This is a genomic window from Tichowtungia aerotolerans (assembly GCF_009905215.1).
Classification (GTDB): domain Bacteria; phylum Verrucomicrobiota; class Kiritimatiellia; order Kiritimatiellales; family Tichowtungiaceae; genus Tichowtungia; species Tichowtungia aerotolerans.
The window spans coordinates 3,823,524-3,844,163 of sequence record NZ_CP047593.1 but is presented as its reverse complement, the minus strand read 5'-3'; the positions used below and the strand labels follow the sequence as shown (position 1 = coordinate 3,844,163).

Here is a 20,640-nt window from a genome sequence, read left to right as displayed (position 1 = left end):
GGCAGTGTTCACGGGTAGTATGCCCGGTTTTGATTCAGGAGAAATTCTATGCAGGACAATGAATATCGCCAACAGCGCATTGAAAATATGAAGAAACTGGCCGACGCGGGATTCCCGGCGTATGGCAAAGCCTTTAATCGCACCGCTACGCTTGAAAAGCTGCATGCAGATTTTGAAGAGGGAAAACAGGTGAGGGCCTGCGGACGTATTGTTGCAATCCGTAAAATGGGGAAAATGGCGTTCGCCCACATTTCCGACGGCTCGGCAAAATTCCAGCTGATGGTGAAGAAGGATATTCTAGGTGAGGAAAACTTTGCGGCGTTCAAACTGCTCGATCTTGGGGATATTATCGGGGTTTCCGGAGAAACCTTTATTACTCGCACCGAAGAGCAGACGGTTCGCGTCAGCGAATGGACGCTTCTTTGCAAATCGCTTTTGCCGCCGCCGGAAAAATTCCACGGATTGCAGGATGTGGAAACCCGCTACCGTCAGCGCGAGCTGGATCTGATTTCCAACGACGAGGTTCTGGATCTCTTCAAAAAGCGCACCCGTTTGCTGAGCGAAATCCGCCGTTTCCTCGAAGGCCGCGGCTACTTTGAAGTCGAAACGCCGATGATTCAGGCGATTGCCGGCGGCGCAGCCGCCAATCCGTTCAAGACGCATTATCAGGCGCTCAGTACGGAAATGTACTTTCGGATTGCTCCTGAACTGTATCTGAAACGCCTGATTGTCGGCGGTATGGATAAGGTGTTTGAGCTGAACCGCAACTTCCGCAACGAAGGACTCGACCGTACGCATAACCCGGAATTTACGGTTCTTGAAACCTATGAGGCGTATGGCGATATGCGTACGATGCAGGAGTTGGTTCAGAGCCTGGTGACTCATTTGGCCGAAACGATTTTCGGAGGTCTTGAGGTCGAGTGGATGGGCAATAAGATCGACCTTTCCACACCTTGGAACGAAATTACCTATCACGATCTGATCAAACAGAATCTTGGGGATGACTGGTTTGAGAAAACCGTCGAAGACGCTCGCGCTAAAGCCGCCGAGCTTGATGTTGCCATCGAGGCTGATTTTGACTTCGAAAAAATCACGCATGAAATCTATGACAAAACGATTGAGGGCACGTTGATTCAGCCGACTTTTATTACTCGCCTGCCTGCAGAACTCGTTCCGCTGGCGAATCCGTGTGATGACGATCCGTCTCTGGTTGATGTTTTTGAGCTGATTATCGGCGGTAAGGAAATCGCGCCGGCCTATAGCGAGCTCAATGATGCCTTTGAACAGCGCCGCCGTTTTGAAGCGCAGGCCGGTGGCGACCAGTCGAAGATCGATCAGGACTTCCTCAGCGCGCTCGAAACCGGCATGCCGCCGACTGGAGGGATGGGGATCGGAATTGACCGATTGATGATGCTGTTGAGCGGTTCCGATGCAATCCGTGATGTGATTTTGTTCCCGCAGCTGAAACCGCGCAAGAAAGCGGAGATTGACGCTGGCGAAGCAGAAGGGTAAATAAGTGTTTCATGAACTCTGAAATCGCTATTCTGTGCGGGACCGCAGCGTCTATCGGCTTTCTGCATACGCTGTTTGGTCCGGATCACTATCTCCCGTTTATCGTGATGAACCGTGCTCGAAACTGGAGCACGGCGAAAACGGTATGGATCACCTTCTTGTGCGGGTTGGGGCATGTGCTGAGTTCCGTGGTGCTGGGGCTGATCGGAATTGCTTTCGGTGTGGCGGTGATGAAGCTTGAGGCCTTTGAAGCTTTTCGCGGAAGCCTCGCGGCATGGGCGCTGATCGGGTTCGGTTTTGCTTACGCAGGATGGGGGATTCATCGCGGAATCAAAAATCGTCCGCACACCCACTTGCATCTGGATGGAGCAGGTGTGCCGGTCCATTCACATGATCATCACGGTGAACACACCCATTCTCATGAGCCGGTCGCTAAGGCCGGTATTACTCCGTGGATTCTCTTCACCATTTTTGTGCTCGGCCCCTGCGAGCCGCTCATCCCGATTCTGATGTATCCCGCCGCCAAACACAGTCTTTCTGGAACCATTCTGGTCGCTGTTGTATTCAGTGCGGTGACGATCGGAACGATGATGACGGTGGTTATGGCTGCCTCATGGGGCGTCAGTTTTGCGCGGTTCAATAAGCTGGAGCGCTGGACTCATGCTTTGGCTGGCGGAACGATCTGCCTTTCCGGCCTTGCCATCCAGTTCCTTGGCCTGTAGGCCTTGGAGTGATGAAATAGCGGGTTTATGACCGGGTTTTCAGTGTGCGGGAAACCACAGGCGCATATATCTCTTCATGTGGTATCTCTCGAAAATTTGCGTCGATTGGCGTTCATTCGCGGGTTGGTTTCCGGTAGGCTCTGGTTCCTATGATTCGACCTCTGGAACATCCTGAAACTGTGCTGGCTTCCGACCGTTTTTTCGCGCCAGGCGGCGCGCTGGAGTTGGCTCACGAGAACAGCGATTTCCCGTTTGAAGTTCGTCCCCAGCAGCAGCAGATGGCTCGGGCCGTGGCCGAAGCTGTCGCCAATTCCTGCCATTTGGCGGTCGAAGCAGGAACCGGGGTCGGTAAGAGTTTTGCCTATCTCGTGCCTCTGATGCTGACCGCATTGTCTCGCAATGAACGGGCAGTGGTCGCCACCTACACCATCACGCTGCAGGAACAGCTGATGGAAAAAGACATTCCCTTTCTCAGAAAAGCACTCGGGATCGATTTTAAGGCGCGGCTGGTCAAAGGACGCTCTAACTATCTCTGTCTGCGTCGACTGGCGCGCGCCCGTTCGATGAGTGGTGACCTGTTCGACCCATCGAAGGAGTTCGAGGTTGATCGCATTCGTGCATGGGCGGATACTGCCGAAGAGGGCAGCCGCCAGGAATTGGATCCCCAGCCGTCTGCTGATGTCTGGAGCGCGGTTAGTGTTGAGCAGGGCAACTGCCTCGGAAAAAAGTGTCCTGATTACAAACGCTGTTTCCTGATGAAGGCCCGTGAAGGACTGCACGAAGCCAATCTGCTGATTGTGAACCATCACCTGTTTTTCTCTGAATTGGCTGTTCGAGCTGAGGGCGGAGCGTTTTTGCCGGATTATGGAATGGTGGTCTTCGACGAGGCGCATCAGATGGAGGACGTGGCCGCATCGCACATGGGGCTGCGTATTTCCCGCTATGCTGTCGAGCACTGGTTACGGCGACTGTTTACCAGCGATAACCGCAAAGGGCTGTTTGCCGTGTTGCGCGACGGGCAGGGCGCGGATATCACTAACCGCCTGTGGGAGGAATCGGGTCGTTTTTTCAAAACCATGCGCACGCGCTATAAACTGGCTGCGGGTCGCAGTACAGTTCGTCTGCGGGAACCGCCGGATGTAGAAACCCGACTTCCTGAACTTTTGAGCGAGATGGAGCTTCATCTCAACCGTGTTCTGCGCGATATGGAAGACGAAAACCTCAAGGCGGAATTCAAATCCGTTCGCATGAAAGGAAAGTTTTTTGCAGAAGCTCTGAACTGTTATCTGAAGCAAAGCGAAAAACGGCACGTGTACTGGGCGGGACTGGAAGGCCGGGTTCGCAGTCAAACGGTTCTGTATTCTGCTCCGGTCGATATTTCTTCTCTGTTGCGCGATCTGCTTTTCGAAGAAGTTCCCAGTGTCGTCATGACCTCGGCCACGCTGGCGGTCGGCGACAGCCTTGAATGGTTTCGCGGACGCATTGGTGCTGACCATTGCGATGAGCTGAAAGTCGGTTCCCCGTTCAACTACAGCGAGCAGATGCGGGTTGTCATTCCACAGGGAATGCCCGATCCATCCATGAACCCTGCGTTTGAGCAGGCGGTGATTCAGGTTCTTCCGCAGCTTATTGCGCAGAACGGCGGTAAAGCGTTTGTGCTTTTTACCAACACATCGCTCATGCGCCGCGTGGCCGACGCCGTGCGCGAAACATTGGAAATGGACGGCTACGATCTTTTGGTGCAGGGAACCGGTCTTCCACCGAATATGATGATCCGCAAATTCCAGTCGCACGGATCCGCCGTGCTTTTCGGGGTGGATCGTTTCTGGATGGGTGTGGATGTGCGGGGGGATGCACTCAGCAATGTGATTATCGTTCGTTTGCCTTTTGCTGTGCCGGATCAGCCGCTGATTGAAGCGAGGCTGGAACAGATCAAAGCCTCCGGCGGCGATCCGTTTAAGGATTATTCGCTGCCCTCGGCCGTCATCAAATTCCGGCAGGGCATCGGACGACTGATCCGCACGTCCAGCGACGAAGGGCGGGTCATCATTCTCGATCCGCGGATCACCACGAAGTGGTATGGCCGTCTTTTTATGAAAGCACTGCCGGATTGCTTCATTGAGTCGGAACCGCTGGACGAATGGTGAATGATATGCTTATATATGCGGAATGATGAAAATCAAGCAGACCATTCTGGCTTTGATTGCGTTGATTACGCTTGGGATGCCGTGTGCGCATTCGGCGGGACATCATGCACATGCAGATTCTTCTGCCGACGGGATCTGCAATTCGATTTGCCGTGGCTGTTCCCATGAAGAACCGTGCGTGAAGGATTCATCCGTTATGGTCCCTCCGCTGGCAGTAACGGATTTACCCGCTCCGCAGCTTCCGGTTATTTCTGTATTAAAACCGGTTTGCGCGGTTTTCACCGCGCCGCGATTGCCAAACGCAGAGTTTAGGCATCTGCTGACCGTCCAGCTTCTGATTTGAGAACGTGTTCACCCGCGAATCGACGCGTATGAATGCTAAGTGATCAATCAGGAGTTATTACATGAAATTTATTTTTGTGCTGCTTTGCAGTATTGCATACACCGGATTTTCAGAGTCCGGAAAACTTACACTGGACCGGGCACTGGATCGTGCCCGGCAGAATTCCCCCCGCCTTCAGGCGGCTCAGGTTGCAGCTGAAGCGGCTGCGGCGGCCCGGTCGACTGCCGGGTTGTGGAAAAACCCGGAGCTCGATTTCGAGGCAGAGGGAGTCGGCGGGGATCTCGATGGAGTTAACGATACGTCGTACACTTTGAGCGTAAAGCAGACGTTTGAGCGGGGCGGGAAACGTGCGCTGGAGCGTCAGGTTGCCGGCAAGGCGGTTGACGTGGCTGAGCAGTCCCGTGCCGTGCGCGAACTGGAGCTGCTTTCGGAGGTCCGCCGCGCGTTTATAGATGTGTTCGCCCAGCAGGAGATTGGAGCCGTGCGCGCTGAACAGGAGCAGTTGGGGCGCGCCTTTGTCGAGGTGGCGAAATCCCGTTATGAAGCCGGCGGAGGTTCGGAACTGGATGTGGTTCAGGCCGAACTGGCGATGGAGGAAATCCTGCTCTCGCAGACCTGTTGTTTCGGTGATCTTGAGGCGGCCCGCATTCAGCTGGCCTCGCTGATCGGGGTGCCGGAATCTGAGATGGCGGAGTTGGCTGGATCGTATTATGAACTCGAAGAAATCAGTGAGCGTCAGCTCGCTGACAGCCACCCGGTTCTGCAGCGTCTGGATGCGCAGGTCGAGATGCTGCGTGCGAAAGCCGCCCGGGAGCGGGCTGCGGACACTGCGGATATCACCTTGGGTGCCGGGATGAGGCATGAGTCTGCCGAGGAGCTCAGCAGCTTTGTTTTCGGGGCATCCATTCCGCTCAATTTTGTTCGTTCCGGACGCGCTGCCGAGACGGCTGCGCTGCTGGATGCCGAGGCGCTTGCTGCGGAGCGGGAGGAGATTCGGAGGGATTGGCAGGCGCAGCTGTCGCGGCTCATTGCGATTTTTCGCGGCGCCAGGACGGAGGCGGAGATGACTGCCGAGCGTCTGCTTCCGAAGGCCCGGCAGGCTTATGAGGTGAGCAAGGCCGGTTATGACGCCGGGCGTTTTTCCTGGTTTGAGCTGATTAATGCCCAGCAGCATCTGGCTGAAATTCGGGTTCGGCATATTGAAGCATTACGTGACGCCCATGCTGCTCGGGCGGAGATTACCAGGTTTTTAGAGGAGGAGTTGTAAGATGAAAAAAATGATTTGTATTATCGGGTGCCTGATTGCGGGCGGATTGGCTTTCGCGCAGCATATTCATGACGCGGATGGTTGTGATTGTCCTTCCTGTAAGGAAAAGGGCGCGACGAAGTTTACGTTGCCGGGGCTTGAAGGCCTGAACAGGAAGGAGTCCTGTGAGGAGGAACATGATCATTCGGCGCATGAAGAACACGCTGCACATGCTTCCTGCGAAGGGTATGATCACGCCGCACATGACCACGCTGCGCACGAACATCAGGCAGAAGCGTCTGCGCATGATGAGCACGAGGGCCATGAGCATGACCTCGGGTGTAGTGGCCACGGCCACGAAGAAGAGGGTGGGCTCGAGGTTTCTCCAGAGATTGCGAAAAAGATCGGAATTGAGATGAACGCTGCAACAGGCGGAACGATTTCAAAATCCGTTGTTTTTCCGGCAGAAATTAACCTGAACCGGGATCGGGCCGCCGCGGTCTCCGCGCGCTACCCGAGTGTGATCCTCCAGGTGTTTGTCGAGATTGGCGACCGGGTAAAGAAGGGCGATATTCTGGCATCGCTGGAAAATCGCGAGATGCTGTCGGTTTATACGGTCTCGGCTCCGCTCGACGGACAGGTTGTCGCCAAAAGCGCATCGGTCGGCGAGGTGGCCGGAGAGGATCGCGTTCTGTTTGAGGTGGCGGATCTGTCCAGCGTCTGGGTTGATATTTCTGTTTATCCTCAGTATCAGCATCGGGTTGAAAAAGGCATGGCGGTTGAGTTCGTTGCGCGCGACGGTCACATCGCGCGCGGAACGATTGCGTATGTCAGCCCGCTGATTTCCAAAGAGACTCGCACCTTTACCGCCCGCTGCGTTCTGAAAGGGGCGCGTGAGGACTTTATGCCCGGCGCGTTTGTGCGGGCTCGCATTGTGACGGAGTCGGTTGAGGTTCCGGTGCGCGTTGAGCGCGGGGCTGTTCAGGTTGTGAACGGACAGGCGGTTGTTTTTATCAAAAGCGAACACGGTTTCGAGACCCGCGATGTTGTTCTCGGGGAGCGCGGGGACCGGTTTGTTGAAATCAGGCAGGGTCTGTCCGCCGGCGAGGACTATGTCGTCGCCGGCGCGTTTACGCTGAAAGCCGAAATGGTTACCAGCGGAATGGATCCCCATGCAGGTCACGGTCACTAGGAGGCGTTATGATTGAAAAAGTCATTCATTCTGTTTTGAAAAACCGAGGACTGGTGCTGGTGGCGCTGCTCGGCGTTATCGGGCTGGGGGTTGTTGAATACCGTCAGCTGGATGTGGAGGCGTTTCCGGATATTTCGCCCATTATGGTCCCGGTCTTCGCAGAAGCCGACGGCATGGCGCCGGAAGAGGTCGAGCAGTTGGTGGCCTATCCGATTGAGACGGCGATGAACGGTCTGCCGAATGTCACGCTGGTGAAGTCCACGTCGGCGTTCGGTATGGCGGTGGTCTATGTCTATTTTACGGACGATACCGATATTTATTTCGCGCGGCAGCTGGTTTCGGAGCGCTTGACTGCGGCGCTGGCCGATTTGCCGGACCTGCGGGAGCCGCCGGCGCTCGGGCCGATTTCGACCGGGCTGGGGCAGATCTTTCTTTATTACCTCGAGCTGGATGAGGGGGCGGATACCGGCGGGCTCGATAAGCTGACCTACCTGCGCGATCTCAATGACTGGGTGGTGAAGCGTCAGTTGCAGACCGTTCAGGGGGTGACCGATATTCTGAGTGCCGGCGGGCATGTGCTTCAGTATCAGATTCAGATCGATCCGTTTCTGCTGCATCAGTATAACCTCGCGCTTGAGGATGTGGTGACCGCCGTGCAGGCCAATAACCGCAATGTGGGCGGGCAATATCTTCAGATGAACTCCGAGGAGCATCTCGTGCGGGGAGTCGGGTTGCTGCGCGACCTGGATGATATTCGCGGCATCACGCTCAAAACCTTTAAAGGCACCCCGGTGGCGATCCGTGATGTGGCCACGGTTGAATATGGCCCCGAACTGCGCCGCGGTCTTGTCATGGCCGGGGAGGGACATGAAGTGGTTTCCGGGCTGGTAATGAAGCTGTTTGGAGCCAATTCGTCGAAGGTGATTGAAGATCTCTATAAAAAGGTCGAGCAGGTGCAGGCCGGTCTGCCGGACGGCGTAAGGCTTGTTCCTTATTACGAGCAGGCTGATCTGGTCGAAAATGCGACCCGCACGGTCAAGACGGCGTTGCTGCAGGGTATGGTGCTGGTGCTGCTGGTTCTGTTTGCCTTCCTGGGCTGTTTCCGGGCAGCGATGATTGTTTCGCTGGCCATGCCGTTCTGCGCGCTGATCGCGGTGATCGGAATGAACCATTACGGCGTATCCGCCAACCTGATGTCGCTGGGCGGGATTGCCATCGCGCTCGGTATGCTGGTGGATGGCTCCATTGTGGTGACCGAGAATATTCATCGTTTTCTGGGGTTGAAGCACGGAACCAAAGCGGATCGCTGCCGGTTGATTTACGAGGCAACGAAAGAGGTCGGGCGGCCGATCCTTTTTGCCATCCTGATTGTGATTACGGTTTTTATTCCGATTCTTTCCCTGGAAGCGGTTGAGGGGAAAATGTTCAAGCCGCTGGCGTATACCGTTATGCTTGCACTCGGCGGGTCGATTGTTTTTGCGCTGGTCGTCGCGCCGGTGCTCGCCAGTTTCCTGATCAATGAGAAACCCTACAAGGAGTCGGCATTTCTTCGTGCGATAAAAGCCGGTTACCGGGCGGCGCTTTCCGCTGCACTGCGTGCGAAAGCGGTTGTATTTGCTGCGGTTGTCGTTTTGACGGTGCTCGCCGCAGTCGGACTGCGAAGCATCGGAACGGAATTTATTCCGGTCCTGAACGAGGGGGCGATCAGCATTGATGTCAGCATGGCGCCATCGATCGCGCTGGATGAAGCGGAGGAGTCTGTTCAGCGGCTGACCGATGAAATCATGCAGATGGAAGGCCTCGGGGAGGTGGTTGCGATGATTGGGCGCCCAGAAGCCGGCAGCCATCCGCATCCGGTCAACTTTGCGATGATTCATGTGGTGTTGGGCGAGGACGTTCGGAAGGCCGAGCTGCTCGATGAGCTGCGCGACCGGCTGGACGACTATCCCGGTCTGCAGGTTAACTTTTCGCAGCCGATCCAGCACATGTTTGACGAGATGCTTTCCGGAACCAGAGCGCAGTTGGCGATTAAGATCTACGGTGAAGATCTGGACCAGATTCGGGAGTCTGCAGAATCCATGCGAGCAGTACTGGAGGATGTGGATGGACTCGTCGACCTTTCTGTCGAGCAGAGTTTCGGCCAGCCGCAGGTTAAGGTGGTGCTCGATCGCGAAGCCTGCGCAGGCTATGGTATTCCCGGTGAAGCGGTGCTCGAACAGATCGAAACAGCGGTTGGAGGTGCGGTCATTGACACGCTTTATAAAAATACGCGCCGCTATGGGATTCATCTGCGCTACGCGCCTGAGTTCCGTTCTACCCCTGATGCGCTTGCGCAGTTGTTTATCCGTTCTGCTGACGGCGCCTTGGTTTCTCTTGATCAGCTCGCAACCATTGAGTCCGTTGACGGGCCGCTGCAGATCAGTCGTGAAAACAATCAGCGGCGCTGGGTTGTGCAGGGGAATATCCAGGGGCGGGCGCTCAGTAAAGTGCTGGCCGATATCCAGTCGGCTGTTGATGAAAAGGTCGAGTTACCTGCCGGCATTTTTGTTGAGTACGGCGGGCAGTTTGAGCAGCAGCGCAGTGCGATGCAGCGGCTGCGTGTGATTGTGCCGGTTGTGATTGCTTCGATTTTTATCCTGCTGTGGATTGCGTATCATTGTGTGCGTTATGCGGCTATGATTCTGCTGAATGTTCCGCTCGCGCTGATCGGCGGAGTGTTCGGGCTGTGGGTGACCGGCCAGTATCTGTCTGTTCCGGCGTCGATCGGATTTATTGCGCTGTTCGGAATTGCCATGCAGGACGCGATGGTTCTGGTGAGCGATTTCAACGATTTGCGGCGAGAGGGTCAAAGCGTGCGCGATGCGGTCATTAACGGAAGTTTGATTCGTTTTCGTCCGGTCATTATGACGACGCTGACGACGCTGCTGGGGCTGTTGCCGCTGCTGGTTTCGCACGGAGCGGGCGCCGAGGTGCAGCGTCCGCTGGCGGCCGTGGTGGTGTTCGGGCTGCTGACGTCTACCTTTTTGACGCTGTTCGTTTTGCCCGCGGTATATGAGTGGGTGGAACGGCGCCGATCGGCTTAAGAGGCTTTGTGTTTTCAATGGATTCACTTTGATTTTTTTTTGTTTGTTTAAAAAGAATGGTTGCGTTTGAAACGTTTTGTTCTGGATGGAGGACAGGGTTCCGGCTATACCTTAGAATCGTATATGGACATGTAGACGTGATGTCTTAACGAAAGGAAAATCTATGAACACAGTCGGTTTGATTCTTGGCGGCGGAGCCGGGACCCGTTTGCAGCCTCTCACGAAAGATCGTGCCAAACCCGCCGTTCCGATTGCCGGCAAGTACCGATTGGTTGATATTCCCATTAGTAACTGCATCAACAGCGGCATTCGCTCCATCTATCTGTTAACCCAGTTCAACAGCGTATCCCTGCATCGCCATATTCAATCCACATATCTGTTTGATCAGTTTTCGCGCGGTGCCGTGCGTATGCTGGCGGCCGAGCAGACGCCGGAATCGGAAGGCTGGTTTCAGGGAACGGCGGATGCTGTGCGTCAGTCGATGAAATACTTCATGCATAACGAACCCGATTTTGTGGTGATTCTGTCCGGAGATCAGCTCTACCGAATGGACTTTTCAAAAGTGATCGAAGAGCATATTGAGCGCGGTGCGGATGTGACCATCTGTACCAAGCCGGTCTCGCGCAATGAGGCCGGTTCCCTGGGCATCATGCATGTAGATGAAACCAACAAGATTGTTAAGTTTGCGGAAAAACCGGGTGATGGTCCGGAACTCGATGATTTGCGGGCGCCAATGTTTGAAGACGAGTGTTATCTGGCCAGTATGGGAATTTATGTCTTCAATGCGGATGTTCTCAAAGAGTTGCTTTGTTCGAACGATGATTCGGACTTTGGAAAGCATATCATTCCGGCAGCAATCAGTGAGAGGAAAGTGTTCAGTCATAATTTTGAAGGATACTGGAAAGACATCGGGACGATTGGAATGTTCCATGAAGCAAACCTGGCGCTGACCGATCTGATCCCGGAATTCACCTTTTATGATGCGGAGGCTCCGGTTTATACGCACATGCGATATCTGCCGCCGTCCAAAATCAACTGCTGCGACCTGAACCGCTGTCTGCTTTCAGACGGATGTATTATTTCGGGCCACCGGATTCTGCATTCGGTGGTGGGGACCCGGGCTGTCATTGGAGAGGGAACGGTGATTGAGCATTCGGTGATCATGGGGGCTGATTATTATGAGCAGGAAAAGTCATTGAAAAAACCGACGCCAGGCGTTCCTTCGCTGGGGATCGGAAAAGACTGCTACATTAAAAATGCGATTATCGATAAAAATGTTCATATCGGCGACAGCGTTTATATTTCCCCGGACGGTAAGGTGGATGGCGAAAAAACAGATACCTACGTGGTTCGTGATGGTGTCATCGTCATTCCCAAAAAAACCATTATTCCATCGGGAACCAGGCTGTAAAACGGTTTGTGTTGATCCAGCGTTCCGGATCTGGACGCAAGCTTCCTGTTTTTGAAAGCTTTTCACGGATCGGGAGGTCGGCTTCCGAGTTTTGGAGAATCCAATCTTAGAAAGGCGCGCTCACTGCGGGCGGCTCTTTTTGTAGCACGGGTATTTAGTGGGATCGTCGCCGGGTTGATGCGTTTTCCAGCGTTTATACATCCACAGCCAGTATTCCGGATGTTCGCGAATTTCTTTTTCCGTGACCTGAGTGATCTGCTCAGTCAGCCTGCGGATCGATGCTTCTCCGGTTTCTGCCGGTGGATCAAAAGTTCCTGTGGAGTAGATGCGGTAGTACCCTCCGGGCAGCGGGGAGCAGAACCCCATCAGAATTTCAGCGCCGGTCCGGCCGGAGAGCAGGGCCGGTGCGGCTGTGACCGTTGCGGGCAGGCCGAAAAAATCAACCCAGATGCCGCCGTTATTTTCCGAGGTGTTCTGGTCGGCCAGGAAAGCGGTTTTCCCGCCTTTACGAAGAATTCCGAGCAGTTTCCGCAGGGCCCCTTTGCGCGGGATAATAGTTTGTCCGGTTGCTTCGCGGGCGCGAATGAAATGCTTGTTGACGAGCTCATTTTTGACAGGCGTGGCAATGCTGTGCAGCGGAAGCTGTTTGTGTCCGCTCATCTGTCCGATGATTTCCCAGTTTCCAAAGTGCGCTGTAATGCAGATGTGCGCCTTGTCCTGAAAGAAAACCTTAGAACTGTCATCGAGGACAACGTATTTATCCAGGCGTTTGCCCGAGTGGTGGGCAAACCAGAATGTGTCGAGCAGTGTGCGCACCATCGTGACGAACGAGGTTTTTAAGATTTGCTTTTTTTCTTCTGCGGTTCTGGTGTCCCCAAACGCCACATCCAGATTGGCCAGTCCGATCCGTCGGCTGCGGGAATCAAACAGATAGCCGGCTCGGCCTCCGATTTTTGCCAGCGCCAGTACGCCGTATCGGGGCAGGCGCGGGATAACTGCCATTGCAAGATGAATGGCCGCGCGTTCGAACGGATGCCGGAGTTGTCGTGTTCGTTTCGACATGATCAGCTGAACACCACAGTGCGGTTTTTGTAGGCCAGCACCCGGTTCTGCAGGTGTGCCCAGACCGCGCGGGAAAGGACCACTTTTTCAAGGTCGCGGCCTTTGCGAATCAGACTTTCCACGGAGTCTTTATGAGAAACCCGCATCACTTCCTGCTCGATGATCGGACCTTCATCCAGGTCGCTGGTGACATAGTGGCTGGTGGCTCCGATAATTTTCACGCCGCGCTGATGGGCGGAGTGATACGGTTTGGCTCCCACAAATGCGGGTAGAAAGGAATGGTGAATGTTGATAATCCGGTTGGGAAACTGGCGGCAGAAATTGTCGGATAGAATCTGCATGTAACGGGCCAGTACGATCAGGTCGATGCTGTATTCACGCATCAGATCAATGGTTTTCTGTTCCTGTTCCGCTTTGTTTTCTTTCGTGATTTCGATCAGCTGATAATCAACACCGTACATCTTTGCCAGCGGTTCAAGATCCGGATGGTTGCTGACGATGAGCGGAATATCGACATTGTACTCGCCGGTATGCCGGCGGGCGAGCAGGTCGTGGATACAGTGCGAAAATTTAGATACAAAAATGGCCACGCGCGGTCGGTAGTCGGAGAAATGCAGTTCCACTTTCATCTGGTGGCGGTCGGCAATCAGGCTGAATTTTTCGCTGATCTGGTCACGGGGCAGGGCAAATCCCTCCAGCTCCCATTCGACACGCATAAAGAAAACACCTTCCTCGGTGTCGGTATGCTGCTCAAGGTCGATAATATTCCCATCGTGGCGCATCAGGAAGTCGGTTACAGCGCAGACAATTCCCTGCTGGTCCGGGCAGGAAATCAATAAAATGGCAGAAGCTTTGTCTTTCATCGAGTCGGGTCCTTTTTCAATAAAACAAAGACAAACTTTATCGACAACCGCCCCAAACACCAATAGGTTTTTGCACATGAAAAACAATGTTCTGATTCTATGCAGTATGCTCATGGCGACCTTCCTTCTAACCGGCAGTTCTGAGGCGGGGGAAAAGGTTCAGTCCGTGAATGAACAACCGGAACCCGTAAAGGAAAGTAAAACTATGGTCTTAATGAAGACGACTAAGGGAGATATCAAGCTGGAACTCGATGCGGAGAAAGCGCCGAATACGGTCGCCAATTTTCTGAAATACGTCGAGAGCGGTCATTACAACGGCACGATTTTCCACCGTGTCATTGCGGATTTCATGATTCAGGGCGGAGGGTTCACTGCCGAGATGCAGCAGAAGTCTGCACCGAACACCGTGGACAATGAAGCGAACAACGGCCTCAAGAATGATCTGGGAACGATTGCCATGGCCCGGACTTCAGATCCCCACAGCGCGTCTGCACAGTTCTTTATCAACACCAAAAACAATGATTTCCTGAACTTCCGCGCTCCGACCATGCAGGGCTGGGGGTATTGCGTGTTTGGAAAAGTGGTTGAAGGTCTGGACGTGGTGAAAGCTGTTGAGGGCGTTGCTACAGGCCGCAAAGGCGGACACAGCGATGTGCCGGTTGAACCGGTTGTCATCACTGAATGCATTGTGGTTGAATAGAAAACTTTCTTTTCACAAATAAACCGAAGCCGCTCTGAGTTCATCGGAGCGGCTTCTTGTTTTTCCGGAGTCTGGAAAACATCAGGCAGCTTCAGCCTGATTCCCAGGGTTTGGAGGGGCAGTCCTTTTTCCAAACTATGGAACGTCAGCGAATGCAAAAAAGGCCGCCCCGTGAGGAGCGGCCTTTGGGTTTCCAATGGTTGGAAACTTCCGAGTACATGCTTATGCTTCACCGAGCTGCCAGCGGATATAGCGCTTGATGGTGATGGTGTCACCCAGCTCTTTTCCTTTGGCTGCAAGCAGGTCGGTGATGCTGGTTTTGTCTTCTTTAACAAAACCCTGCTCAAGCAGGCAGTTGGTTGCGTAGAATTTGTTGAGTTTTCCTTTGAGGATGCCTTCAACGATGTTTTCCGGTTTGCCTTCAACCTGTTTAGCGAAGAGGGCTTTTTCTTCTTCAACGGTTTCGGCCGGAATTCCGTCGCGGTCGAGGGCCATCGGGTTGACCGCAGCTACGTGCAGGCAGATGTCGAGGCCGAGTTCCTTGAAGGTGTCGTTGGTTGCGGTGGCTTCGTTTTCGAGGCCGAACTCAACCATCACGCCGACTTTTCCGCCCATGTGGATGTAGGAGGAAACCGCGCCCTGTTCAGCAACAAATTTTTCGCTTTTACGCAGAACGATGTTTTCACCGATTTCTGCGATAGCGGCGGTGATTTCATCTTTGAACGCTTCAGCCGGGTTGTCGACATCCATGGCTTTGTCGGTCATTTCAGCGACGAAGCTCTGGAATTTTTCATTGCGGGTCACGAAGTCCGTTTCGCAGTTGATTTCAATCATCACGCCGGTTTTTCCATCATTGGAAATTTTGGCAGAGATTTTTCCGTCTTTGGCGACGCGGCTTGCTTTTTTTGCAGCCACAGCCATTCCGCGTTCGCGGAGAAGTTTTACGGCTTTGTCCATGTCGCCTTCAGCTTCCTGAAGGGCACGTTTGCAGTCCATCATACTGACGTTCGTTGCGTCGCGCAGTTCTTTAACCTGTGCAGCGGTAATATTCATGAGTCGTTTCCTTTTTATTAAATCAATCTTCTTTTTTCTCTGCTTCTTCTTTGGCGGGAGCGGCTTCTTCCGCGGCCGGAGCTTCGGCAGCTGCTTTTACAGTTTCTTCGGCGGCCGGGGCGTCTTCTTTTACCTCTTCAGCTTTTTCAGCTTCAGCGGCTTTCTCAGCAGCTTCTTTGGCTTTAAACTCAGCTTTTTCAGCTTCTTTTTTCTTCTCTTTTTCCTCTTTTGCTTTTTCAGCTTTTAGCTTTTTGAGGACTTCCGCGCGTTTTTTCTTTTCTTCTTTTTCTTTGGCTTCGCGTTCTGCGCGGGCTTTTTCAGCAGCGGCTTTTTCAGCAGCGGCTTTTTCGCGGCGTTCTTTTTCTTCCGCTTCTTTTTTGGACGTGTATTCCGCGTAAGTTTTCGCAATGGATCCGCCGAGGGTGTTGGCAACCAGCGAGAGCGAACGAATGGAGTCGTCGTTGCCCGGGATCGGATAGTCGACCAGATCCGGGTCGGTATTGGTGTCGACCAGAGCAACCACCGGAATGTTCAGGCGCTGAGCTTCAGCAATGGCAAGCTTTTCGCGGTTGATATCAACGACGAACAGGGCGCCCGGAAGCTGGGTCATGTCTTTGATACCGGTCAGGGTGCGTTCGAGTTTGTTCAGCTCGCGGCGGAGCATGGACTGCTCTTTTTTGGAAATGGTTTTGAGTTTTGCTTCGTCGCCGAAGAAGGCCTGAAGGTCTTCCATGCGTTTTACGCTCTGGCGAACCGTGGTGTTGTTGGTGAGCATTCCGCCCAGCCAGCGGTGAACCACGTAAGGCTGCCCGGCGTCTTCTGCAGTGTTTCTGAAGATATCGCGTGCCTGCTTCTTGGTTCCAACAAACAGCACTTTGCGGCCGCTCATTACGGTGTCGTCCAGGAATTCCTGAGCCATCTTGAGATGGACGAGGGTTTTCTGGAGGTCGATGATGTAGATCCCGCCTTTTGCGCCGTGAATAAAGCGCTTCATTTTCGGGTTCCAGCGTTTGGTCTGATGACCGAAGTGCAGACCTGCATCCAACAGATCCTGAATCGTCAATGTCGTTTCGGACATGGCATTACCCCTTTCTATAGTTCATTTGTTCGAACAATCCGCTTTGGCTTATCCGGGGGTAAACCGGCGTAAGCACTCGCTTCGGACGCGCACTCGCGCAATCCATTAAAGGCGGGCTTTATACGTATCAATTCCTGCTTTGGCAAGCGGTTTTCATGAGGGTTTTTGACGGAGTTGCGAGATCTGTATGGCGATTCGGGGTTCAATTTCCCGCTTTCCTTTTGCTTGCATGCATGTCAGCGGGAGATATACCCTCTGCCGCCATGAGTAAGACACTGTTTGACAAGATTTGGGATGCACACGTCGTCAAGGACCTGGGTGGCGGCGAAGTGCTGCTGTATATTGACCGCCATCTGGTTCACGAGGTGACCAGTCCGCAGGCTTTTGAAGGACTGCGCCTCGCCGGCCGTAAAGTGCGCCGGCCGGACCGCACGTTTGCAACGATGGATCATAACGTGCCGACGGACGAAAACCGGATGAACATCACCGATCCGATTGCCAAAGCGCAGGTGGATGCATTGACTGATAACGCGGCGACGACCGGCGTGACGCTGTTTCCGCTCGGCGACGACCGGCAGGGCGTGATTCATATTATCGGGCCGGAGCAGGGGATTGTCCTGCCGGGCATGACCGTCGTTTGCGGAGACTCGCACACCGCGACGCACGGCGCATTTGGTTCGATCGCGTTTGGGATTGGCACCTCCGAAGTGGAACACGTGCTGGCCACGCAGACGCTGCGCCAGAAAAAACCGAAGAACTATAAGGTGGAGTTCACTGGAAAACTGCAGCCGGGCGTTACTGCCAAAGATATGGTTCTGAAGCTGATCAGCATGATCGGAACCGCCGGCGGAACCGGATGCGCTTTTGAGTTTTGCGGCGAAGCAATTCGCAGCCTGTCTATGGAAGGCCGCCTGACGATCTGTAACATGGCCATTGAAGCCGGTGCACGCGCCGGACTGGTTGCTCCGGATCAGGTTACCTTTGACTATATTTCTTCCGGTGATCGGGCTTATTCTCCGAAAGGAGCAGAGTTCGAAAAAGCCATCGAAGACTGGAAACAGTACTTCACCGATGAAGGGGCTTCCTTTGATCACGAGATCACCATTGATGTGACGGATCTGGCTCCGCAGGTGACCTGGGGAACCAGTCCCGGCATGGGGACCGACGTGACCGGCGAAGTTCCGGCGCTCGACGCTGTGCCCGAATATTCGCCCGCTGACGTGCGAGCTGCGCTCGACTACATGGGGCTGGAGCCGGGAACAAAGATGACTGATATTACGATCGATACCGTCTTTATTGGAAGCTGTACCAACGGACGTATCGAAGACCTGCGCGAAGCCGCTGAATACATTAAAGGAAAGAAAGTGGCGGATGGAGTCCGCATGCTGGTGGTTCCGGGTTCGGAAGCCGTTCGCTACCAGGCCGAGAAAGAGCGGCTTGACCGCATTTTCCACGAAGCCGGTGCCGAGTGGCGCTATGCGGGCTGCAGCATGTGTCTGGCGATGAATGCCGACAAACTGCGCGACAAGGAGCGCTGTGCGTCCACATCCAACCGCAACTTTGAAGGGCGGCAGGGTAAAGGCGGGCGCACGCATCTGGTCAGCCCGAAAATGGCTGCCGCTGCCGCCGTGGCCGGACATTTTGTAGACATTCGCGAGGAGCTTTAATCATGGATAAATTTGAAACATTCACAGGTATTGTCGCTGGCGTTGATCGTGCGAACATCGATACAGACGCTCTGATTCCCAAAGAGCACTTGAAATCGATCAAGCGCACCGGTTTCGGTGCGGCGCTTTTCTCGGACTGGCGCTACAACGATGACGGCAGCGATAACCCGGACTTTGTGCTGAACAAGCCGGAAACCAAAAATGCTGAAATTCTCGTAACGCGTACGAACTGCGGCTGCGGGTCCAGTCGTGAGCACGCGGTGTGGGCGGTGGCGCAGTACGGTTTTAAGGCAATTATTGCTCCACGCCATGAAGAAACACCGGCTTTCGCTGATATTTTTCGCAACAACTGCGGCAAAAACGGGCTGCTCACGATTGAACTGACCGAAGAGCAGGTTGAGGATATTTTCCAAACCCTGGAAAAAGAGCCCGGCGTGAAAGGCATCGTTGATCTGGAAAACCAGAAGGTGACCCTTCATGCCGCAGATGGCGACAAAGAGTATTTGTTTGACATCGATGCTGATCTCAAGACCAAACTTCTGGAAGGGCTGGACGATATCGCTTTGACACTTCAGTACGAAGACGATATTGCCGCCTATGAAGCTGCGCACGGATAATCCGTGCGCGGGACTTTGAAATACAACACCGGGGTGTTTTATGCAGGATAACCGTTATCTGATTCCGTTTCTCGGTGTCATCACATTAGTGATGGTCGGGGTTGTCCTGAAAGCAGCTCAGGTGGTGATTCTTCCATTGATCATTGCCTGGCTGCTGTCCTATCTGTTTGCTCCGGTAGTCAACTTCCTGGCCAAACATAAGGTGCCGACCGGCGTCTCGGTTCTCGCGGTTTTACTGATTGTGGTCGGATTCTTTTACCTGATCGCTATCTTTGTTCAGACCCGTGTGATGGGCTTCATCGCTCAATATGATGAGTATGCTGTCCAGCTCAATCAGATTGCATCCGATGCCATGTCTCGTTTCCATATTCCGGAAAACTACTTTGATGACTTCGATTGGACCGGTCAGGTCGGCAAGCGTCTGGTTGTGCTGTCCGGCTCGTTTGTCAGTATTGTCAGCAATATGGGAATGATTTTGATCTTCCTGGTGTTTATGCTGCTGGGGAAACCCTATAGCCAGCGCAAAATTGAATATGCGTTTGCTCCGGAGCGCGCTGATAAAATCACTTCGGTGACCAACTCCATCACTGGGCAGATCAGTCGGTATCTTTCAATCAAACTGATGATCAGCGCAATCACAGCCGTGCTTGTATGGGTAGTACTTGTCATCATGAAGGTGGACTTCCCAATGACCTGGGCGGTCTTTACTTTCCTGCTGAATTTTATTCCCACCGTTGGTTCGGTCATCGCTACGGTTCCCCCGGTCCTGGTTGCTCTGGTTCAGTTCTATCCGAGTTTCTGGCCCGCTGTCGTTGTTCTGATTCTTTTGCTGGCGATTCAGCAGATGATGGGCAGTTTTATTGAGCCGAAGCTGATGGGAAACAGTTTAAACCTCAGTCCGGTTGTGATTCTTCTTTCGCTGGTCTTCTGGGGCTGGCTGTGGGGTATCGTTGGGGCGCTCCTGTCCGTTCCGATTACTGCCGCGATTAAAATTGTTTGTGAAAATATTGAAGCGCTCAAACCCATCAGTGTTTTGATGGGCGCGGGGAGAACGCTTCACAACTGAGGACTGTCCATGACTCTTCCTGATCTTCTTTCCAATCCGGATGTGAAAAAACGCATTTGCGAGGCTTTGGCCGAGGACCTCGGTCCGGAAACCGTCGACGCAACATCCGATGCGCTGGTGCCGGAAGGCCGTCCGGCTAAGGCTTATCTTGTAGCTCGTCAGACCGGAATCCTGGCAGGAGCCACCGTCGCCGCCGAAGTGTTCCGGCAGGTGGACCCTTCAATCCGTATTGAAGAAGGGATGACGGATGGATGTCCGATGGAGCACGGCGATATTGTTCTGACTCTTTCAGGATCTGCTCGAAGCATTCTCGTTGGCGAACGGACTGCGCTTAACTTTATTCAACGGATGAGCGGCGTGGCTACGCTGACCCGCCAGTACGTCGACGAGGCCAATAATCCGGACGTCAAATTACTCGACACCCGTAAAACCACGCCGACGCTGCGGCTGTTTGAAAAATATTCCGTGTTATGCGGCGGCGGCACCAATCACCGCATGGGTCTTTACGATATGGCTATGCTCAAAGATAACCATCTCGCGTACTGGGCGGAAAACCATGAGAGTGGAATCTGCGGGGCGGTGCAGGCCGTCCGCGATCGTTTCCCGGACCGACAGGTCGAAGTGGAAGTCGACACCGTGGAGCAGCTTAAAGAAGTTCTCCCCTCCAGGCCGGACTGGGTGCTTCTCGACAACATGCCGCCGCTCGTCCTGCGTGAATGCGTAAAGCTTTGTGAAGGCATCACTCAAACCGAGGCCTCCGGCGGCGTTACGCTGGATACGATTCGCGAGATTGCCAAGACCGGCGTTGACGCCATTTCAGTCGGTGCGTTAACGCATTCAGCGCCTTCGGCAGACCTTGCGCTTGACTGGGCATAGTC

The 20,640-nt window shown here is 53.9% G+C and carries 17 protein-coding genes; 13 read left to right on the top strand and 4 right to left on the bottom strand.

Annotated features, from left to right (window positions below):
- Positions 1-48 precede the first annotated feature (48 nt).
- The 8 genes from lysS to GT409_RS15645 all read left to right on the top strand — a co-directional run bounded on the left by lysS (position 49) and on the right by GT409_RS15645 (position 11,656).
- Positions 49-1,512: a lysine--tRNA ligase gene (gene lysS / locus GT409_RS15680; RefSeq protein WP_160629992.1), complete on the top strand. Its 1,464-nt coding sequence runs from the start codon at positions 49-51 to the stop codon at positions 1,510-1,512.
- 11 nt (positions 1,513-1,523) lie between these two features.
- Positions 1,524-2,234 carry a sulfite exporter TauE/SafE family protein gene (locus tag GT409_RS15675; protein ID WP_160629991.1) on the top strand — a complete coding sequence of 237 codons (711 nt, stop codon included), beginning with the start codon at positions 1,524-1,526 and terminating at the stop codon, positions 2,232-2,234.
- 149 nt (positions 2,235-2,383) lie between these two features.
- A complete protein-coding gene (locus GT409_RS15670) occupies positions 2,384-4,381 on the top strand; it encodes an ATP-dependent DNA helicase (protein ID WP_160629990.1) in 1,998 nt (665 codons plus the stop codon).
- A 22-nt stretch (positions 4,382-4,403) separates the two neighbouring features.
- Positions 4,404-4,724 carry a hypothetical protein gene (locus tag GT409_RS15665; protein ID WP_160629989.1) on the top strand — a complete coding sequence of 107 codons (321 nt, stop codon included), beginning with the start codon at positions 4,404-4,406 and terminating at the stop codon, positions 4,722-4,724.
- A gap of 61 nt (positions 4,725-4,785) precedes the next feature.
- On the top strand, positions 4,786-5,991 hold the full coding sequence (locus tag GT409_RS15660) for a TolC family protein (RefSeq protein WP_160629988.1): 1,206 nt from the start codon (positions 4,786-4,788) through the stop codon (positions 5,989-5,991).
- A gap of 1 nt (position 5,992) precedes the next feature.
- Positions 5,993-7,162 carry an efflux RND transporter periplasmic adaptor subunit gene (locus GT409_RS15655; RefSeq protein ID WP_160629987.1) on the top strand — a complete coding sequence of 390 codons (1,170 nt, stop codon included), beginning with the start codon at positions 5,993-5,995 and terminating at the stop codon, positions 7,160-7,162.
- An 8-nt stretch (positions 7,163-7,170) separates the two neighbouring features.
- The gene (locus GT409_RS15650; protein WP_160629986.1) at positions 7,171-10,245 is read left to right on the top strand and encodes an efflux RND transporter permease subunit; all 3,075 of its coding nucleotides are present in this window, start codon (positions 7,171-7,173) and stop codon (positions 10,243-10,245) included.
- A 163-nt stretch (positions 10,246-10,408) separates the two neighbouring features.
- The gene (locus tag GT409_RS15645; RefSeq protein ID WP_160629985.1) at positions 10,409-11,656 is read left to right on the top strand and encodes a glucose-1-phosphate adenylyltransferase; all 1,248 of its coding nucleotides are present in this window, start codon (positions 10,409-10,411) and stop codon (positions 11,654-11,656) included.
- Between the two features lie 120 nt (positions 11,657-11,776).
- Here GT409_RS15645 and GT409_RS15640 read toward each other — a convergent pair whose 3' ends face one another.
- Together GT409_RS15640 and purU are read right to left on the bottom strand one after the other, a co-directional pair.
- A complete protein-coding gene (locus GT409_RS15640; protein WP_160629984.1) occupies positions 11,777-12,718 on the bottom strand; it encodes a lysophospholipid acyltransferase family protein in 942 nt (313 codons plus the stop codon).
- Between the two features lie 2 nt (positions 12,719-12,720).
- A complete protein-coding gene (purU, locus tag GT409_RS15635; RefSeq protein ID WP_160629983.1) occupies positions 12,721-13,581 on the bottom strand; it encodes a formyltetrahydrofolate deformylase in 861 nt (286 codons plus the stop codon).
- A gap of 205 nt (positions 13,582-13,786) precedes the next feature.
- On the opposite strand from purU, the gene GT409_RS15630 reads away from it, so the two are divergent.
- A complete protein-coding gene (locus GT409_RS15630; protein WP_160630144.1) occupies positions 13,787-14,281 on the top strand; it encodes a peptidylprolyl isomerase in 495 nt (164 codons plus the stop codon).
- Positions 14,282-14,503: 222 nt separating this feature from the next.
- On the opposite strand, the gene tsf is transcribed toward GT409_RS15630, so the two are convergent.
- Together tsf and rpsB are read right to left on the bottom strand one after the other, a co-directional pair.
- Positions 14,504-15,334: a translation elongation factor Ts gene (tsf, locus tag GT409_RS15625; protein WP_160629982.1), complete on the bottom strand. Its 831-nt coding sequence runs from the start codon at positions 15,332-15,334 to the stop codon at positions 14,504-14,506.
- A 22-nt stretch (positions 15,335-15,356) separates the two neighbouring features.
- On the bottom strand, positions 15,357-16,412 hold the full coding sequence (gene rpsB, locus GT409_RS15620) for a 30S ribosomal protein S2 (protein ID WP_160629981.1): 1,056 nt from the start codon (positions 16,410-16,412) through the stop codon (positions 15,357-15,359).
- A gap of 263 nt (positions 16,413-16,675) precedes the next feature.
- Between rpsB and leuC the strand changes: the two genes are divergently transcribed.
- From leuC to nadC, 4 genes are read left to right on the top strand one after another with little or no spacing between them, the layout of a single operon-like run.
- Positions 16,676-18,079 carry a 3-isopropylmalate dehydratase large subunit gene (gene leuC / locus GT409_RS15615; protein ID WP_160629980.1) on the top strand — a complete coding sequence of 468 codons (1,404 nt, stop codon included), beginning with the start codon at positions 16,676-16,678 and terminating at the stop codon, positions 18,077-18,079.
- Positions 18,080-18,081: 2 nt separating this feature from the next.
- A complete protein-coding gene (gene leuD, locus GT409_RS15610; RefSeq protein ID WP_160629979.1) occupies positions 18,082-18,696 on the top strand; it encodes a 3-isopropylmalate dehydratase small subunit in 615 nt (204 codons plus the stop codon).
- A 40-nt stretch (positions 18,697-18,736) separates the two neighbouring features.
- On the top strand, positions 18,737-19,762 hold the full coding sequence (locus tag GT409_RS15605; RefSeq protein WP_160629978.1) for an AI-2E family transporter: 1,026 nt from the start codon (positions 18,737-18,739) through the stop codon (positions 19,760-19,762).
- Between the two features lie 9 nt (positions 19,763-19,771).
- Complete coding sequence (gene nadC / locus GT409_RS15600) at positions 19,772-20,638, top strand: carboxylating nicotinate-nucleotide diphosphorylase (protein WP_160629977.1); 867 nt, start codon at positions 19,772-19,774, stop codon at positions 20,636-20,638.
- Positions 20,639-20,640 lie beyond the last annotated feature (2 nt).

Excerpts from the sequence above, each read along its gene's own strand:
- lysS (WP_160629992.1), top strand. The coding sequence starts at position 49 with ATGCAGGACAATGAATATCGCCAACAGCGCATTGAAAATATGAAGAAA.
- GT409_RS15675 (WP_160629991.1), top strand. The coding sequence starts at position 1,524 with ATGAACTCTGAAATCGCTATTCTGTGCGGGACCGCAGCGTCTATCGGC.
- GT409_RS15670 (WP_160629990.1), top strand. The coding sequence starts at position 2,384 with ATGATTCGACCTCTGGAACATCCTGAAACTGTGCTGGCTTCCGACCGT.
- GT409_RS15665 (WP_160629989.1), top strand. The coding sequence starts at position 4,404 with ATGATGAAAATCAAGCAGACCATTCTGGCTTTGATTGCGTTGATTACG.
- GT409_RS15660 (WP_160629988.1), top strand. The coding sequence starts at position 4,786 with ATGAAATTTATTTTTGTGCTGCTTTGCAGTATTGCATACACCGGATTT.
- GT409_RS15655 (WP_160629987.1), top strand. The coding sequence starts at position 5,993 with ATGAAAAAAATGATTTGTATTATCGGGTGCCTGATTGCGGGCGGATTG.
- GT409_RS15650 (WP_160629986.1), top strand. The coding sequence starts at position 7,171 with ATGATTGAAAAAGTCATTCATTCTGTTTTGAAAAACCGAGGACTGGTG.
- GT409_RS15645 (WP_160629985.1), top strand. The coding sequence starts at position 10,409 with ATGAACACAGTCGGTTTGATTCTTGGCGGCGGAGCCGGGACCCGTTTG.
- GT409_RS15640 (WP_160629984.1), bottom strand. The coding sequence starts at position 12,718 with ATGTCGAAACGAACACGACAACTCCGGCATCCGTTCGAACGCGCGGCC.
- purU (WP_160629983.1), bottom strand. The coding sequence starts at position 13,581 with ATGAAAGACAAAGCTTCTGCCATTTTATTGATTTCCTGCCCGGACCAG.
- GT409_RS15630 (WP_160630144.1), top strand. The coding sequence starts at position 13,787 with ATGGTCTTAATGAAGACGACTAAGGGAGATATCAAGCTGGAACTCGAT.
- tsf (WP_160629982.1), bottom strand. The coding sequence starts at position 15,334 with ATGAATATTACCGCTGCACAGGTTAAAGAACTGCGCGACGCAACGAAC.
- rpsB (WP_160629981.1), bottom strand. The coding sequence starts at position 16,412 with ATGTCCGAAACGACATTGACGATTCAGGATCTGTTGGATGCAGGTCTG.
- leuC (WP_160629980.1), top strand. The coding sequence starts at position 16,676 with ATGAGTAAGACACTGTTTGACAAGATTTGGGATGCACACGTCGTCAAG.
- leuD (WP_160629979.1), top strand. The coding sequence starts at position 18,082 with ATGGATAAATTTGAAACATTCACAGGTATTGTCGCTGGCGTTGATCGT.
- GT409_RS15605 (WP_160629978.1), top strand. The coding sequence starts at position 18,737 with ATGCAGGATAACCGTTATCTGATTCCGTTTCTCGGTGTCATCACATTA.
- nadC (WP_160629977.1), top strand. The coding sequence starts at position 19,772 with ATGACTCTTCCTGATCTTCTTTCCAATCCGGATGTGAAAAAACGCATT.